General features: G+C 55.2%; 14 protein-coding genes and 1 pseudogene. 8 read left to right on the plus strand and 7 right to left on the minus strand.

All coding sequences use genetic code 11. The features are described from left to right. Positions 1–24: 24 nt before the first annotated feature. Positions 25–669 (plus strand): TetR/AcrR family transcriptional regulator, encoded by a 645-nt coding sequence (locus BLU75_RS10590; protein WP_084376629.1) that lies wholly within the window; start codon positions 25–27, stop codon positions 667–669. A gap of 104 nt (positions 670–773) precedes the next feature. Here BLU75_RS10590 and BLU75_RS10595 read toward each other — a convergent pair whose 3' ends face one another. After that, complete coding sequence (locus BLU75_RS10595; protein ID WP_084376628.1) at positions 774–1,532, minus strand: SDR family NAD(P)-dependent oxidoreductase; 759 nt, start codon at positions 1,530–1,532, stop codon at positions 774–776. A gap of 351 nt (positions 1,533–1,883) precedes the next feature. Here BLU75_RS10595 and BLU75_RS10600 point away from each other — a divergent pair, with 351 nt between their 5' ends. Further along, complete coding sequence (locus BLU75_RS10600) at positions 1,884–3,338, plus strand: MFS transporter (RefSeq protein ID WP_084376627.1); 1,455 nt, start codon at positions 1,884–1,886, stop codon at positions 3,336–3,338. A 17-nt stretch (positions 3,339–3,355) separates the two neighbouring features. On the opposite strand, the gene BLU75_RS10605 is transcribed toward BLU75_RS10600, so the two are convergent. Beyond that, positions 3,356–4,207 carry a LysR family transcriptional regulator gene (locus BLU75_RS10605; protein WP_084376626.1) on the minus strand — a complete coding sequence of 284 codons (852 nt, stop codon included), beginning with the start codon at positions 4,205–4,207 and terminating at the stop codon, positions 3,356–3,358. A 118-nt stretch (positions 4,208–4,325) separates the two neighbouring features. Here BLU75_RS10605 and BLU75_RS10610 point away from each other — a divergent pair, with 118 nt between their 5' ends. Beyond that, positions 4,326–5,219, plus strand: a complete 894-nt coding sequence (locus tag BLU75_RS10610) for an NAD(P)-dependent oxidoreductase (protein WP_084376625.1) — start codon at positions 4,326–4,328, stop codon at positions 5,217–5,219. 98 nt (positions 5,220–5,317) lie between these two features. On the opposite strand, the gene BLU75_RS10615 is transcribed toward BLU75_RS10610, so the two are convergent. Further along, a complete protein-coding gene (locus BLU75_RS10615) occupies positions 5,318–6,367 on the minus strand; it encodes a GlxA family transcriptional regulator (protein WP_130909199.1) in 1,050 nt (349 codons plus the stop codon). Positions 6,368–6,704: 337 nt separating this feature from the next. Here BLU75_RS10615 and BLU75_RS10620 point away from each other — a divergent pair, with 337 nt between their 5' ends. After that, complete coding sequence (locus BLU75_RS10620; RefSeq protein ID WP_157720766.1) at positions 6,705–8,051, plus strand: MFS transporter; 1,347 nt, start codon at positions 6,705–6,707, stop codon at positions 8,049–8,051. Positions 8,052–8,188: 137 nt separating this feature from the next. Here BLU75_RS10620 and BLU75_RS10625 read toward each other — a convergent pair whose 3' ends face one another. Continuing rightward, the gene (locus BLU75_RS10625; protein ID WP_084376622.1) at positions 8,189–8,740 is read right to left on the minus strand and encodes a nuclear transport factor 2 family protein; all 552 of its coding nucleotides are present in this window, start codon (positions 8,738–8,740) and stop codon (positions 8,189–8,191) included. 300 nt (positions 8,741–9,040) lie between these two features. Between BLU75_RS10625 and BLU75_RS10630 the strand changes: the two genes are divergently transcribed. Beyond that, positions 9,041–9,958: a LysR family transcriptional regulator gene (locus BLU75_RS10630; RefSeq protein WP_084376621.1), complete on the plus strand. Its 918-nt coding sequence runs from the start codon at positions 9,041–9,043 to the stop codon at positions 9,956–9,958. Positions 9,959–10,212: 254 nt separating this feature from the next. Here BLU75_RS10630 and BLU75_RS28435 read toward each other — a convergent pair whose 3' ends face one another. Next, entirely contained in the window at positions 10,213–10,437 is a 225-nt protein-coding gene (locus tag BLU75_RS28435) for a DUF7661 family protein (protein ID WP_423213265.1), read from the minus strand. A gap of 455 nt (positions 10,438–10,892) precedes the next feature. Between BLU75_RS28435 and BLU75_RS10640 the strand changes: the two genes are divergently transcribed. The 3 genes and pseudogenes from BLU75_RS10640 to BLU75_RS10650 all read left to right on the plus strand — a co-directional run. Continuing rightward, a complete protein-coding gene (locus BLU75_RS10640; protein ID WP_084376620.1) occupies positions 10,893–11,504 on the plus strand; it encodes an LbetaH domain-containing protein in 612 nt (203 codons plus the stop codon). A 77-nt stretch (positions 11,505–11,581) separates the two neighbouring features. Then, complete coding sequence (locus tag BLU75_RS28295; RefSeq protein ID WP_130909200.1) at positions 11,582–11,818, plus strand: hypothetical protein; 237 nt, start codon at positions 11,582–11,584, stop codon at positions 11,816–11,818. Next, positions 11,803–12,124: pseudogene (locus BLU75_RS10650) on the plus strand (AraC family transcriptional regulator); the annotation flags it as partial. The gene BLU75_RS28295 and the pseudogene BLU75_RS10650, both read left to right, overlap by 16 nt. A gap of 343 nt (positions 12,125–12,467) precedes the next feature. Here the strand turns inward: BLU75_RS10650 and BLU75_RS10655 are convergent. Together BLU75_RS10655 and BLU75_RS27570 are read right to left on the minus strand one after the other, a co-directional pair. Then, positions 12,468–13,616, minus strand: coding sequence for a hypothetical protein (locus BLU75_RS10655; protein WP_084376619.1), 1,149 nt, complete (start codon positions 13,614–13,616; stop codon positions 12,468–12,470). Positions 13,617–13,722: 106 nt separating this feature from the next. Continuing rightward, positions 13,723–14,028, minus strand: coding sequence for a hypothetical protein (locus tag BLU75_RS27570; protein ID WP_197676953.1), 306 nt, complete (start codon positions 14,026–14,028; stop codon positions 13,723–13,725). Positions 14,029–14,257 lie beyond the last annotated feature (229 nt).

Raw genomic sequence — 14,257 nt, forward strand, 5'->3', positions numbered from 1 at the left:
CCCCAACAACCATAGGTGGTGACCATGACAGCGCTCGACGTGAAAAGCGCTCGCGATCGAATCCTGGAAGGTGCATGCGAGCTCTTTGCTCTTCACGGTTTCCAGGCGGTCAGCTTGCGAGACCTGGCAACTTACGTTGGCGTAAAGCCAGGTTCGCTTTACCACCACATTGAGAGTAAGCAGTCGTTGCTGTACGAGCTCGTGGAAGATGCCGTCAGTGAGCTGCTCTATCGCACGCGTCTGAACTTACGCCGCAAAGCCCAGGCCCGAGACAGGCTGGACTGCTTTATCGATACGCTTTTGGGTTTCAAGCAACATTCGGTGAACCGCACCATCCTGCTGTCTCGCGAATACATCAATCTGGCGGGGGAACAGGCAAAAGAATTCAGCGACCTGAAGAGCGAGTACACCCAGATTCTTTCAGACATCATAAAAGACCTGGTCAAGACCGGCTCCTCACAACCGCTCATGCTCTCCATGGCGACAGACGCGGTTATAGGTATGCTTTTCAGCCAGGCGCATTGGCTCAACGCCCAAGTCAATGTGAGTGGTAGTCAGCAGGGTGTCGTGTTCAAGCGCTTTACTTACGGAATCATCTCGACGATGAGCATCGAAGCGCCAGCGCAGTCTCGTGAATCAGGCCCAAAGCAGTGTTCTAGCCGAAAATAGCTACTCTGCCTTGGGCCCTTTCTCGTATCTACCCGCCAAGTCCGCAACCGGATGAGTCAGGAGAATTGGGTTGGCTGATGCCTGAAAAATCAGCGCGAGCACCTTTAGATTTGCGAAAGGCCTCCGTCGACCATCAGCTCCACGCCGTTGACATACTTGGCATCGGCGGACGCCAGAAACAGGGCCGCGGTGGCTATTTCTTCAGGTTGAGCCATGTAGCCCAGTGGCGTGATCTGTTCGACGTGCTGACGGAGCGCCTCGATCTCGCCCGCACTCATTTTCAAGCCGTTGTCCATCAGAGGGGTGCGGGTGAAGCCGGGGCTCAACACATTCGCGCGGATCTTGCGGCCTTTGAGTTCGTTGGCCCAAGTGCGTGCGAAGGAGCGCACCGCAGCTTTGGAGGCGTTGTACAGGCTCAGCCCTTCCATGCCGTTGCTGGAGCAGATTGAGGCGGTCAACACAACTGACGAGCCGTCTTTCATCAATGGCAAGAGGGTCTGAACAGTAAAGAAGACGCCCTTCACGTTCACGTCGAACACGTTGTAGTACGTGGCCTCGGTGGTCTCGCCCAACGGGTTTTTCTCGCAGATGCCGGCATTTGCAAATACCGCATCCAATTGATCGTGCCGGGCTTCGATGGTCGCCTTTAACTTATCTAGATCGACTTGAGATGAGACGTCTGAGAGGACCGCCACGGCTTTGTCGCCGAGCTTGGCCACCGCGGCCTCCAGTGTGCCTGCCGAACGTCCGGTGATGTAAACGCGTTTGGCCCCTTCGACAAGCAACGCTTGCGCAATCGCGAATCCGATTCCGGTGGATGCGCCCGTCACAACCGCAACTTGATTGCTGAATTTACCCGACATTCCTGACTCCTCGGTGGTGGATGGTGTGGATCATATGAAGTGAAAGTGGCGCCATTGTGGGAGTCATTCCGCGCTGGCGGCACTGCCATAAATGAACGGTGGATGTACATTTTTGTGCGGCGAAAGCTGAGGACGAGTCGTTTACATTGGAACCGATCGGTTCAGCACAGTGAAGAAACGAGCGGTGGCGCATTTTCTGGTTTGCCAGATCGAGGCCATGCGAGTGCTCGGAAAAACAGGCGCATGCAAGGCAGACATGATTGCCTTGGTCAAATGCGCGATGTGTCTCCTGGATTGATATTCAAGCCTTAATAAATTTAGAACCGTACAGTTTCATACAGGACTCTCCTTATGTCTCAGATCGAAGTCACGCCAGTCGAACGGCGGCGCTGGTTTATGTTCGCAATCCTGTTGGTCGGCGCGTTTTTGCCACCGCTGGATTTCTTCATCGTCAATGTCGCGCTGCCGTCGATTCAAGAGGAGCTCGACACCGTTTCTTCTGCCGAACAGCTCGTCATTTCGTCATACGCCACGCTCTATGCCGTCACGCTGATCACCGGCGGGCGACTCGGTGATCTTTACGGTCGCGGGCGGATGTTTTTCCTCGGCCTGGTCGGGTTCGCGACAGCGTCGCTGTTGTGCGGGATTGCGGCCTCGCCTTGGGTGTTGATCAGTGGCCGGGCATTGCAAGGCGTCACAGCCGCCGTGATGGCGCCTCAAGCGCTCGCTTCAGTGCAGGCAATATTCCCGGAATCGGAAAAGCCCTTGGCGCTCAGCCTCTATGGCGCTGTCTTTGGCCTGGCGTCGGTAGTCGGTCAGGCTCTGGGCGGAATCTTGATTTCGCTCAATCTGATAGGCCTGGGGTGGCGGGCGATTTTTCTGGTGAATCTGCCGATTGCACTGCTGGTCATTCTGTTTGGCATTCCCGTGCTGAAGGAAACGCGTGCACGGCACGCGAGCAAGCTGGATCTGGGCGGAACGGCACTGTCGATGGTGACGCTGGGCGCATTGATCGTGCCATTGATCGAAGGGCGCGAGGCGGGCTGGCCTTTGTGGGCATGGCTTTCAATGGCTGCCGTGCCATTGCTGGCCTGGCTGTTCTGGCGATACGAAACCCGTCTACACCAGGCCGGTGGCGCACCATTGCTCAACCCAGCCGTCCTGCAGGCACCGGGATTGGGCCGAGCGTTGCTGGTTGCGCTGTCCTTTTACTCGATCGGTGTGTTTTTCCTGTTGCTTTCGATTTATCTGCAGGGCGCGCTGAATGCGTCCGCACTCAGCGCAGGCCTGATCTTCCTGCCATTCGGCATGGGGTTTCTGCTTGGGCCGTTGTCGACTGCCCATGGCAAGCGCCTGCTTGGCGACTACGTTAATTCCGTGGGCATGGGATTGGAGGTCGTCGGCTTCCTGGCCCTGACCTGGCTGGTACTGGCGACACCGATCAGCGCCGCTCCGCCGTCGCTGCTACTCGCCGTGATCCTCTTCGTGATCGGCTTTGGGCAAGGCCTCGCCATGCCGACATTGATGCGCATGGTCACAGGGCGCGTGGCACCGGCGTATTCCGGCATGATTGCAGGCATCACCAGTTCCACGCTGCAAATAAGTACGTCGCTAAGCGTCGCGCTGATCGGCGGCGTGTTCTATACCCTGCTAGGCACGCACACAGACCCGGCGGCCATCACCCACGCCTTCACCGTGTCCCTATTGTGTATCGCCGCGTGCCTTGCCCTGGGCGCCTGGCTAAGCGTCACTCTGGCGCGACAGCCTGCGCTGGCACTGAAAGCGTCAACGATACGCCCGAGCTGAGTACGCCAGACTCGCCTTCACTGGGAGCCGAGCATGTTGGACGCAAGGTCGGCTAGCGCGCGCAGCCTGTCCATCTGCCGCATATCCTGGTGATACCCCATCCAGATATCGCGCCCCGGTGGCGGCTCGTCCGGATCAATCAACTTGAGGGCGGTTAACTGATCGCCAAGTGGGCGCGGCAGCACGGCCACGCCGAGGCCTTGCGCGCACATCTGGGCCTGAACCGTGCGGCTGCTGCTGGTGAACACGGTTCGGGCAAGCGGATAACGCTGCTGCAGCCAGTGCACATCGGGGTAGTGAGCCTGGGCGATGTTCATGGTGATCAAACCCAGGCCTTCACCCTGGGGCTTTGGCGCAGGGAATCCAATGGCCGAATACAGGCCGTAACTGAGGGTTGTGAGCTTGCGGTGAACGATATCCGGTTCTGTGAAGGGCACGATGCGAAAGGCAATGTCCGCATCGCGACGAGAAAGATCGAATAACCGATGCCCTGCAATAACCTCAGGGACGATCAAAGGGTAGCGTGTCGCCAACTCGCTCAGGACCGGGGCCAGGACGTAACAGGCAAACCAGTCCGCGGATGAAATCCGCAACAAACCTTCAGGCTGAGCACTGTCACCCGCCAGGCGCCGCTCGATAGCCAGCGCACTGTGTTCCATTTCTTGCGCGAGGTTGAGGATCTTTTCACCGCTGTCAGTCAGTACCAACCCTTGGGCAGTCCGAAGAAAAAAGACCTGCCCGCAGCCCTTTTCAAGCACCTGCAAGCGCCGCCCTACTGTCGGGTGGCTGATACCCAACTGTTTGGCCGCGCCGCCCAAAGAACCGCTGCGGGCAATCGCCAGGAAGACCCGCATGTCACTCCAGTCCATGCCCCACCTCGTACAAAAATGAACGATGAGAGTGCAACAATGACACTCCCGTAGCAATCCCCCTGCCGACATACTCAACGGCCTACATGTTCGCTCAACGAGCAAAGCGAGGACCTCTATGAATATCGGCTTTATCGGAACGGGAAGCATGGGCAAAGCCATCATTCCGTTACTCATCAAGGCTGGCCATCATGTTTCTGCCTGGAACCGTAGCCGTGAAGCAATGGCGGATCTGGAAGGTGTGCGACCTCTCGAATCCCCGGCAGCGGCCTTCCAGGAAGCTGTTGTAATCAGCCTGCTTGCCGACGATCGCGCCGTACGAGAGGTGCTGCTGTCTCCTCAGGCCCTCGGCAAGGCAGATAAACGCTGCATCCACATTGTCATGTCAACGCTGTCGCCGTTGCTTATGAAAGCGCTACAAACGGCTCATCACGACGCTGGTATCGCACTGATCGCCGCGCCGGTGTTTGGTGTGCCTGCGGTGGCAGCCAGAGGTGAGTTGAATATCCTGGCAGCCGGTTCGCAGGCGGCCATTGCGACTGTCCAGCCGATCTTTGACCTGTTGGGGAAAAAGACCTGGTTTCTGGGCGATCAACCCGACCAGGCGTGCATTGCGAAAATCGCCGGTAACATGATGATCACCCAGGCTATCCAGTCGCTGGGCGAGGCCAGTGTGCTCGCCGAGCGTTACGGATTGAGTCCTGCCGTTTTCATCGAACTCATGACGCAAACCCTGTTCGCCTCCCCCAGCTATCAACGATATGGGCAGAACATCGTCGCAGGCACATTTGAACCGGGCTTCAAACTGTCTCTGGGGCTCAAGGACATCAACCTGGCAATCGATGCAGCTCGCCTCAAAGATTTGGCGTTACCGGCTGCCGACGCCGTGCGATCGAAAATGACGGCAGCAGTTGCTCGGGGGCTTGGAAACAAGGACTGGTCTGTTTTCGCCACCGAAACCGTCACCCGATCAGATGAACAACCCTTCACGGCAACGGTCATGGATGTATGAACATTACTTCAATGATGCATTCAAGGACGCAGTGGCGGGCCAAAGCCGTGGGCGCGCCTGGCCGGACATGAAGCATTTAGATTGCACTGACGAGGCCCTCAGTTGGGGGCAAGCTTGGACATAAAGGTGCCTGCAGGGAGCGGCTCCGTGGCTCTCGCCCGCAAATCACTACGCACATCACTGGGCGAGGTGTTGAAAACCTCGCGAAACGTTCGCGAGAAATGGGATGCGTCGGCAAAACCGCATTCATAAGCAATCTCGGACATACTTTTGAGGGTGTGTTCGATCAACCACATGGCGCGCTCGAGACGAATTTGCCGGTAGGTTTGGGAAGGCGGCATGGCGAGTTCGGCGTCAAAGCCGCGCGTGAGGCGCCGCACGTTTGTGCTCAACTTCTCGGCGATGCTGTGGATTGTGACCGGGCGGCCCAGGTTCTGCTGCATGATCAAGAGCGCCCTTCGCACCAGGGGATCGCGCACCGGCGCACTCAGGTCCAGCGCCGCGCGTGCCTGCGGATGATTGCTTGCCCTCACCTCATCAAACAGCAGCATTGAGACCGTTCTCAGTGCCCGTTCTCGTCCGCAGTGCCGCTGGATCAGATGAATCGCGAGGTCAAAAGCACTGGCGCCACCCGGACACGTGAGTCGTGGACCGTCGATCGTAAAGAGGCGGTCGGACTCCACGACGATATCGGGAAATTCAGATTGGAACTGCGCAACGTGGAATTGGTGAACGCAAGCACGTCGGCCTTGCATCGCGCCTAGCCGCGCCAGCATGAAACTGCCCGTACAGGCGCCTATCAGTGGCACCGATCCGGCAGCGGCCCGTATATAGCTGATGATCGCGGGATCAGTACGCTGATGACTTTGCAGCTTGCCGCCGACCACGACGATGTAATCGAAACCTTCGGGCGGCTGGAGCGTAGCGCTCGGCAAAACGGTAAGGCCGCAGCTCGACCGAATCGCGCGCCCAGTCGGTGCCATGATCTCCCACTGACAAAAGAGGTTACGGCTGAGGTCAAGCTCATCACCCGAGATGCGCAGCGCTTCAAGAAACCCTGTGAGCGCGAGCAGCGTGAAGTCCGGAAGGAGCAGGAAGCCCATGCGGAGCTCAAGAACCGGAGCGTCCATCTTTTTCGCGTAGTCCACGACCCCACCCCATTTTTTATCGAAGTGAGCGCTCACTCCTGAGTGGCCAGATTGTTTCCGATGTACAAGAAGTTGTCCATATTCTTCTAGTCATGCACAAGCCCTGGATCGCAAGCTAAAGCCGGTGCCCACGCACCTTGCCCTCACCCCCGAGGGCCAGGGGCATGCTCGTTGTACGAATTGGAGCACGAAACGAGGCGTTGAGCTGGTTATCAATGATCGTTGAGACGGGACCTGATCCAGTGACCTTACAAGCGATTGCGCCTTGTTGGTGGCAGCGCTGCTTATTGATCCAGCGGCCTGGCGTCCGCGCCCATTAACCTGCATGAGAAGCACCATGACCGACCTTCCCCTTCCTCCCCCCACCTTCGCAAACGAATATCCGAGCCTGGGACGCGCGCGCTATGCGCAATACGTCCTCGGACTGATCGCCCTCCTCTTGGCGATGGACGCCGGGATCGTCGCTCTGTTGCTGGAACCCATCAAACTGGATTTGGGCCTTACCGACCTACAAGCGGGCATCGCGAACACTACAAGCTATTCCCTGGCCTACGGCCTGTTGAGCCTGCCTATGGGGTTATTGGTTGACAAGACGAGCCGGGTAAGACTTTTGCTCCTGGCGATGGTGTTGTGGTGTGCCTCGCTCGGCCTGGCAGCGTTCGCGACCGGCTTCTGGACCTTGGCGCTGGCCAAGGCGCTGATGGGCGCCGCAACAGCCGCCTCGCTTCCCGCAGCCCTCTCGCTTTTCGGCGACTACTTTGCGCCTGAACGACGCGCTTCCGCGACAACAACCTACCCATTGGGCAGCATCCTCGGCGGAGCGGCTGCTGTCCTGGTCGGCGGATTGGGCTTTGATGCGCTCAGCAAGATCTATGCTATCGATCCCAACGGCCTGGGAGGGCTGACACCTTGGCGCGCAGTTTTCGCACTCGCCGCAATTGTCGCGCTACCGATCATAGGATTGATCTTATTGATGCGCGAGCCACAGCGTATGGAGGCGCGCGAACAAGGCGGTGGTACGTGGCAGGAGCTCTGGGCGTACCGTAGCTTTCTCGTTCCTCTGCTTGCCGGTGTCGGACTACTGACAGGCATGTCCACCAACATTGCAACCTGGGCGGCGCCTGCTCTCATGCGTCTATACCACCAGCAACCAGGCGACTTTGCCGGATGGTATGCCGCGGTAATACTCGGTTCAGGCGGCATCGGCGTGGCTGCATCGGGAAAACTGGTGAGTTGGGCACAGCGCAATGGTGGCTATCGCGCGGTCATGATTCCGGCAGCCATAAGCGCGCTGATATGTGCGCCCGCCTCCGCCATGGCAATAATGTCTAGCGTCACGCTTTTCGCCGTCACACTGACTGTTTTTCAACTGGCCGCTGCTGTCGCTATCGTCGTACCCGTGATCGCCATCAACTTCCTTATTCCCAATGAACTGCGGGGGCGAGCGTTCGGCCTTTACATCATTGCGGGAGCAATCGGCAGCAGCCTGTCAGCACCCGCGGTCGCTGCACTCAGCGGGCTTCTGGGAGGTGAAGGCATGCTGGGTTATGCGATGGCGGGCGTCGGCGCACCAATGGCCGTGTTGGCGGCAACCTGCTTGGCAATAACCGCAAAATTCAGCCCAAGAGGAGACGTCGCCCCTGTTGCTGATGCCGCTTCGCTACGACCTTTGCCGACCACCTAGCCTGACCCAGCCCATACCGTTGAACACCCCATCGTCACGACGCACATCCTGGAATGCCTACGGCTTCCAGGACATCCAACAACTTTTGGGGACAAATGCAATTTTCAGCGGCTTTCGTCAACGGAGCTTGACCCGTTTTATTGTGATTTTTCAGGGTGCGAAAAGTAGAGCTCATCCAATGCGCCACGCAGTAACTCGCGCTGGATGTCTGACCCGTTTACTGGCAACAGTGTGCGTCGCACGATTGTCCAACGATTATCCCGCCGGACTAACTGCCAGCGATTTACGACCGCGCGGTGAATGCGGTATCCGGTGGAAGTACCATGATTGGGCAGGTCGCGTTCGAGGCCTTGGTGATCCAAATGCACGATCATCAGATACGACGTGACAATGGCCTGATCTGCGCGCAGATCGATGAGCGGCAGGCCGGTAAAATGAGCGAGTCCGCCACGGATGGCAGCTTCATGTTCGGGCCGTTGGATGAAGGCGGCGATTTCCTTTGCGCCGTGAGCGCCATCCAGTGTCGGACCGCGATCGAACACGCCGTCCTCCTGATACACCGACAACGTGTAGTCGGCATGCCCTGTATCGGCACTTGGCGGATGGGAAGCGATCAGCTCGTAAATGGCGAGTTTGTCTTCCACTGTACGCAGCCGGCCTTCCAGATCGGTAAACGCTTGGGTTTGCATGCTTTTATCTCCATAGCCGGATAATCAATGCAGGGATTTAAACCTGGAAATCGCTCCAGGTATGCGTCGATGAAAAAGTGTAGTGGCTATGGAAGGGCCCGAATAATACCTTTTGAGAAGCAGCGATACCGAGACGGCATCACCGAAGGCCTATGGATGCCGCCCTGGACCTTGTGAGCCCCCGCCGAACGGCGCCCGCTTTCGAATAGAACGCCCCGATCCGGGCAGTTTTTTGCTGGACGCCCTGAGGGTGCCGATGCACGATCATCAACTTTACCGTCGACGGTTCCGGAACAAACAATGGACTTCAGGAAGCTTCACTACTTCGTTAAGGTCGTTGAGGCAGGCGGATTTCGACGCGCCTCGAAAGACCTGAATATCGCCCAGCCCGCACTCACACGACAAATCCAGTCTTTGGAAAATGCCTTTGGGGTGCAGCTTCTTTCTCGCACCGCTTCCGGTGTCACGCCTACGGCGCAGGGCTTGCTGTTGTTCAAGGAGGCGCGAGAAATTCTGACGCGTATCCATGCGCTACAGGATCTGCTCTGCCCTCGAAATTTACCGGCAACAGGCGAGGTCCGGCTAGGTTTGCCGTCAGCCTTCGCGGACACGCTTTTGAGCACCCTTGTTGAGTCGACTCAAGCCAGACACCCTGGCGTGCGTATTATCTGTCAAGAGGGCGCGACCGGCCTGATCGAGAGCGTGGAAAATGGATCTTTGGATCTGTCGGTCGCGAGCGTGGCTGGTGAGCGATCCACTTACCAGTGTGAGGTTGAGCTCTTGATGAAGGAGCAGGATTATCTCGTGACGTTGGATCAGGGGATGCCCTTCGGCCCGACTATACCGATAGACCGGATATTATCCATGCCACTGGTGTTGACCCCGCTCCCCAACGCCCGGCGAAGCCACCTGGAAGACATAGCGCGAGCGGCCGGCGTACAACTGCATGTCGTGGCCGAGGCCGCCACCCTGTCAGCACAACTTAACCTCGTCCTGCGCGGTATCGGTTCGGCAATCCTGCCATTGAGTGCCGCGCGCCAGATGGCGCTGCGTGAAACCATACGGATCACTCCGATCAAAGGTCTGCTGACAGACAGGGCGCTTTTGCTCAACAGGAAAACCGCCAACCCCATCGCGACGCACGCGGTCGCTCAAGAAATTCGCGACATCTTTAGGTCACTGACAGACTTGATCAACCCCGTCCGCAGAGAGCCCTGAGAGCTATACACAACAGTGCCACTCTTAACACTCAGCTCTCCAAGACGCCGATAAGACAGCCGTTGCTGATATTTTTCAGGGCAGCATGTTCAGGCTAACCAATCAATAGAGTATAAGACGTAGATATCCATAGAGCTTGCTTACCCGTGGCTTTGCAGCGCTTAGAAACATTCTTATCCCGTTCGCATTGTGTCAGCTGTACATAGTGGGCATGCCGCTACAATCTCAATAGCAACACTCCAGTCACACGAGGCTTATTTGATCCTTACCACGCACGGCCTCGTAGCGCTTGCAGATTCATGGTAAATATCGTCCAGCCACCCTGCAATTTCATCCTCATGAATAAAGTCAGGAATGACCACTTCCACAGCTCGTGAGCGCTTCCCTGTACTTTGGTCAAGATAAAAGACATACCACTCGCTTTGCGTTTTCTGAATGCCTAGTGTTTTTCCAAATACGTCGAAAACCATCATTACCATACATACCAATTTATATAGAAAATGTTTAAAATCAAGCGATTAGGGTGGGATTCGATATTTTGGCAGCCAATCTTTGCTGTATTATATGTGCATTCTAACCCTAGTGTGGACGTTAAGTGCTAGCACATGGACATTTTGCTGTTTGCGGCTGGTGCGGCTGTTATCTGCAGTTCCTCGCACAAATCCGCATATGCCGAACTATCGAATACGGCTCCTGCTTCTAATATGTGGTCGCGGTTGGGATGGCAGTTACCTGCCCCTGCACAGCTCCGTACATGGGGAACTACCGCATACGGCTACTGCCTTGGGTGGGTGACGCGAAGCGTATCCGTCCGGTGAAGTCATCTACTCAGCTCAGCAAAGCCCAGGCATGGCCTGCACGTGAATTTCGGGAGACTCCCTTAGCGTCAGCCGCGTGGATCTACCCGCACATTACCCATACCGGAGGAATTTCTATGAAGCTAGTTGAGATCAGTATGTTTATTACTCGGTGGCCATTGCTAGGCTTGGTGCCCCCTGCCGCTTGGCTTGTTTCTCAAGACTGCGAAAACCAAATTTTGGCCTTGCTGGCAGGTCTTGGTGCGGGTTATCGGCGCCATGGAGACTGTGCCATCCACGAAAGCGCCGTTGTGGAGCAAGGGGCTGTGCTGAAAGGCCCGATTATCATCGGCGAAGGATCATTTGTGGCGGCGGGAGCTTACCTACGTGGAGGCGTTTACCTCGGCAGCAATTGCATCGTTGGGCCAAGCTGCGAAATGAAAAGCAGCTTCATGCTCGGTGGAAGCAAGCTGGCACACTTCAACTTTGTCGGCGACTCATTGATCGGCGAGGGCGTGAATATTGAAGCAGGTGCAATAATTGCCAATTACCGTAATGAACTGGATGGTGCAGATATCAAAATCCGCCATGGTGACAATGTGATCGTGACGGGAGTAAAAAAATTCGGTGCCTTAGTCGGTGACGGCTGCAAAATTGGAGCAAACGCAGTCATTGCTCCCGGCGCTCTACTACGGCCAAACACCCACGTTCCACGTCTGGGGTTGATTGACCAGTTCGCCTACGATTAAGTGGCGCCAACTTTAGAGCTGGTCACGCTCAGCATCGTAAATGCGGCTTAGCTATAAGCTATTGCGAAAGCCATCGTATGGAAGGCACAAGCAAGTACGCAAGGCGCAATGCGCAATGCGCAATGCGCAATGCGTCAGCGGCAAACCTGGATTACGCCGATGCGTCCAGCAACCTGTCGGTTTCGTACGCCTACCGGGTGAGTCGCGGCATCTATCTTCAAACCGCCCTGATTCATTTGGACAACCCTGCATTCGCACCAAAACGAGACAGCTTCGCAGACCATACGCTGCGCTACGATCGACGTATTTTGTGATGTCCATTGAGTTGCCGGCGGAAGGCCAAGTATACCAGTACCAATGGAGAGCCTTACCTCGCTGTCAGCCTGACACTCGATCCGATAGTACTAGCAACCTTATTGGCCGATCTTCCAAAACTCAGCGAGCAATACGACAAGAATGCGGGCTTCTCGGTAGCTCCTGTCACGACCGACTTGATGGATGCTTGGGTACAGTTATTGCGCTTTATGAACCGGCCCGAGGACATCGCGCCCCTTGCCCCCTACTACGAACGTGAGATTCTGTATCGTGTTCTTCAAGGTCCCCATGGCTGGATGCTGCGTGCCGCTGTTGATCATGTCCCCGCTGTGGCCGCTTTCATCAATATAGACGGTAGTCATGTTCTGTCCCTGAAATGATTCGCCTTCGGATGTATAGCGCATTCTGAGCGCGCGCTCGACCTAGTGTTAAGGATCGGGCGCGTTTGCGCCTTTCTTTGAGCTGGCGGCTTTTGGTGTCTTCCTGCCACCTCTGCAGAACGTCAATGTCCCGTTGCAGTTGGAAGAACGACTCTTTGATCAAAGTGCGCCAAAGAGCCTGCTGATCTGTTGATTCAACTGTCTTTGACCATGAGGTCGGTGCGCTGCCAATGCTAGAAATTTTCTCCAGGATTTTCATGAATTAATTTCAGAAAAGGGTGAAGAATTTCTTTCCGCACAGCATGATTATCTCCGTAAAATTTCCTTTCTTTAATTTTACAGAATCGCGCACTTCATCAATGACTTCTTCGATTATGTACTCCTCGCCCTGGTAGGTGTATTCGCTTGGCACAACTACCATTAAGATGCGTTTGTCTTGATAGTTTTTATCGTGTTTATCTTCGATGGCTTTTGTAACTCTGGCGGCAAGAGTATCGGTTTCCTGCTTCAGGTACGCCATTGTCTTTAGTGGAAATGTGCCGTCGTGCGTCTCGCTAGCTAGCGAGTGCAAAAGATAATCGTTTTTCGGGCACCCCAGAGTGACCTCTATTATTATTTCTTGGTTATTTTCATCATCAGTGATTTTAGCATCGAAATTCTCTTTTTCTGTGCCAAGTTCAAGAATGGCATGATCTGGTATCGACCTCTTCATCAAAAAATAATTGACAGGCAAAAACTCTTCTCTTAGGTATTTATTTGCCCGATATTTGTTTGAGAAAAACCCATCTGGCGCATGGATGTAGCTCAAATCGCTACTTGAACTTATAGACAGGTGCTCCTGTATTAATCTCTTGAATTCAACTACAGATATCGGCCTCTTGAATATATCAAGATCGATGTCGTCTTTTTCATATGATTTTTCTTTTGGTGGCCGGTATGAAGCTTCTAGTGAATACTCAGCATTTAAAACCAAGCCGGTATAGTGCATTGCCAGGTCGGGGTGTAGTGAAAAGTTTTTGCTATGATTATTTAGTATGCTCCTTCCTTTCATGCTGGGGAATGAGTCTATAATTTTCATCACCCCACTTAATAGGAGATTGGTTAATTCGTCTCTTTTTTTACAGTCCGATTCAAGAAAGCTGAAGCCCCATAAAAATGCACCCTCAACGAAAATTAACTCGTACTCATATACATAGACCTTTACGCCATGTACTTTCCCAAAATCCTGGAGCCACTCATTTATCAGGCTATTGAATTGTCTATATTTTTTCCATCCTAGCTCGCAATAGGGTGGGCCTTGATCAAAATATACGAAAGAGTGTGACTGCTGTTCTTCTTTCTTGAAGAATTCGGCGTTATCGAGCATCTTTGCTGTCCTCGCGTTAATTGGCTTTGCTGAGTAAGCCAGTCTTTCCATGTCATTTGTCAGATGTCCTTCAGCATCGCTGCTGAAACGATCTGGCCGTCTTACGTGCATACAGGAGACAGCTTAAGCCGCCCCCCCCCCTGCTCCATCAGCCCCCTCAGCTGCCCCTAAACAGCTTCTCGATAGCCGAGGCCATTACCCCCAAAGCATTGATAACACCATCTAAGATGAAATCAAGTGCTCGTCCGTAGCCTGCATGGACGTTTACGGTATCGAATCCAAGCTCTTGCAGTGTCGCCAAGCAGCGATCAACGTCCTCGTGCGCATCGGCGATTCTGAGATCGTTATTCAAGAACAAGGAGGCCATGGACTCATTGCGATCGCTCCAATCCACAGGCTCCCTGGCTGAGGCGAAGGTATCGTTTGCCTCATCCTGAGCATTCAGTCCTTCTAGAATGTTCAACAGTGCCTGCAACAGCCGAAGGCTTCCCAGGTCCCTGACGGTCCCCGTCGGACATCCAGCCCGCTCCAACAATAACTTGAGTATCCGTTGGGAATGCGCTGCCACACCTCGTGCAAGCCTTTGCAGCGGGCGAGGAACATCTGCTGAGCCATGTTCAACGATGCCACCTGAGCCAACCGATCGAGCGCCGGATAGGCCAGCCAACCGTCGGCTGCTACCTCGGCAGGAT

Source organism: Pseudomonas mucidolens (assembly GCF_900106045.1).
Taxonomy (GTDB): domain Bacteria; phylum Pseudomonadota; class Gammaproteobacteria; order Pseudomonadales; family Pseudomonadaceae; genus Aquipseudomonas; species Aquipseudomonas mucidolens.

What these genes read in the sequence shown, in the direction of transcription:
- BLU75_RS10590 (WP_084376629.1), top strand. Translation starts at nt 25, where the DNA reads ATGACAGCGCTCGACGTGAAAAGCGCTCGCGATCGAATCCTGGAAGGT.
- BLU75_RS10595 (WP_084376628.1), bottom strand. Translation starts at nt 1,532, where the DNA reads ATGTCGGGTAAATTCAGCAATCAAGTTGCGGTTGTGACGGGCGCATCC.
- BLU75_RS10600 (WP_084376627.1), top strand. Translation starts at nt 1,884, where the DNA reads ATGTCTCAGATCGAAGTCACGCCAGTCGAACGGCGGCGCTGGTTTATG.
- BLU75_RS10605 (WP_084376626.1), bottom strand. Translation starts at nt 4,207, where the DNA reads ATGGACTGGAGTGACATGCGGGTCTTCCTGGCGATTGCCCGCAGCGGT.
- BLU75_RS10610 (WP_084376625.1), top strand. Translation starts at nt 4,326, where the DNA reads ATGAATATCGGCTTTATCGGAACGGGAAGCATGGGCAAAGCCATCATT.
- BLU75_RS10620 (WP_157720766.1), top strand. Translation starts at nt 6,705, where the DNA reads ATGACCGACCTTCCCCTTCCTCCCCCCACCTTCGCAAACGAATATCCG.
- BLU75_RS10625 (WP_084376622.1), bottom strand. Translation starts at nt 8,740, where the DNA reads ATGCAAACCCAAGCGTTTACCGATCTGGAAGGCCGGCTGCGTACAGTG.
- BLU75_RS10630 (WP_084376621.1), top strand. Translation starts at nt 9,041, where the DNA reads ATGGACTTCAGGAAGCTTCACTACTTCGTTAAGGTCGTTGAGGCAGGC.
- BLU75_RS28435 (WP_423213265.1), bottom strand. Translation starts at nt 10,437, where the DNA reads ATGGTAATGATGGTTTTCGACGTATTTGGAAAAACACTAGGCATTCAG.
- BLU75_RS10640 (WP_084376620.1), top strand. Translation starts at nt 10,893, where the DNA reads ATGAAGCTAGTTGAGATCAGTATGTTTATTACTCGGTGGCCATTGCTA.
- BLU75_RS28295 (WP_130909200.1), top strand. Translation starts at nt 11,582, where the DNA reads ATGGAAGGCACAAGCAAGTACGCAAGGCGCAATGCGCAATGCGCAATG.
- BLU75_RS10655 (WP_084376619.1), bottom strand. Translation starts at nt 13,616, where the DNA reads ATGGAAAGACTGGCTTACTCAGCAAAGCCAATTAACGCGAGGACAGCA.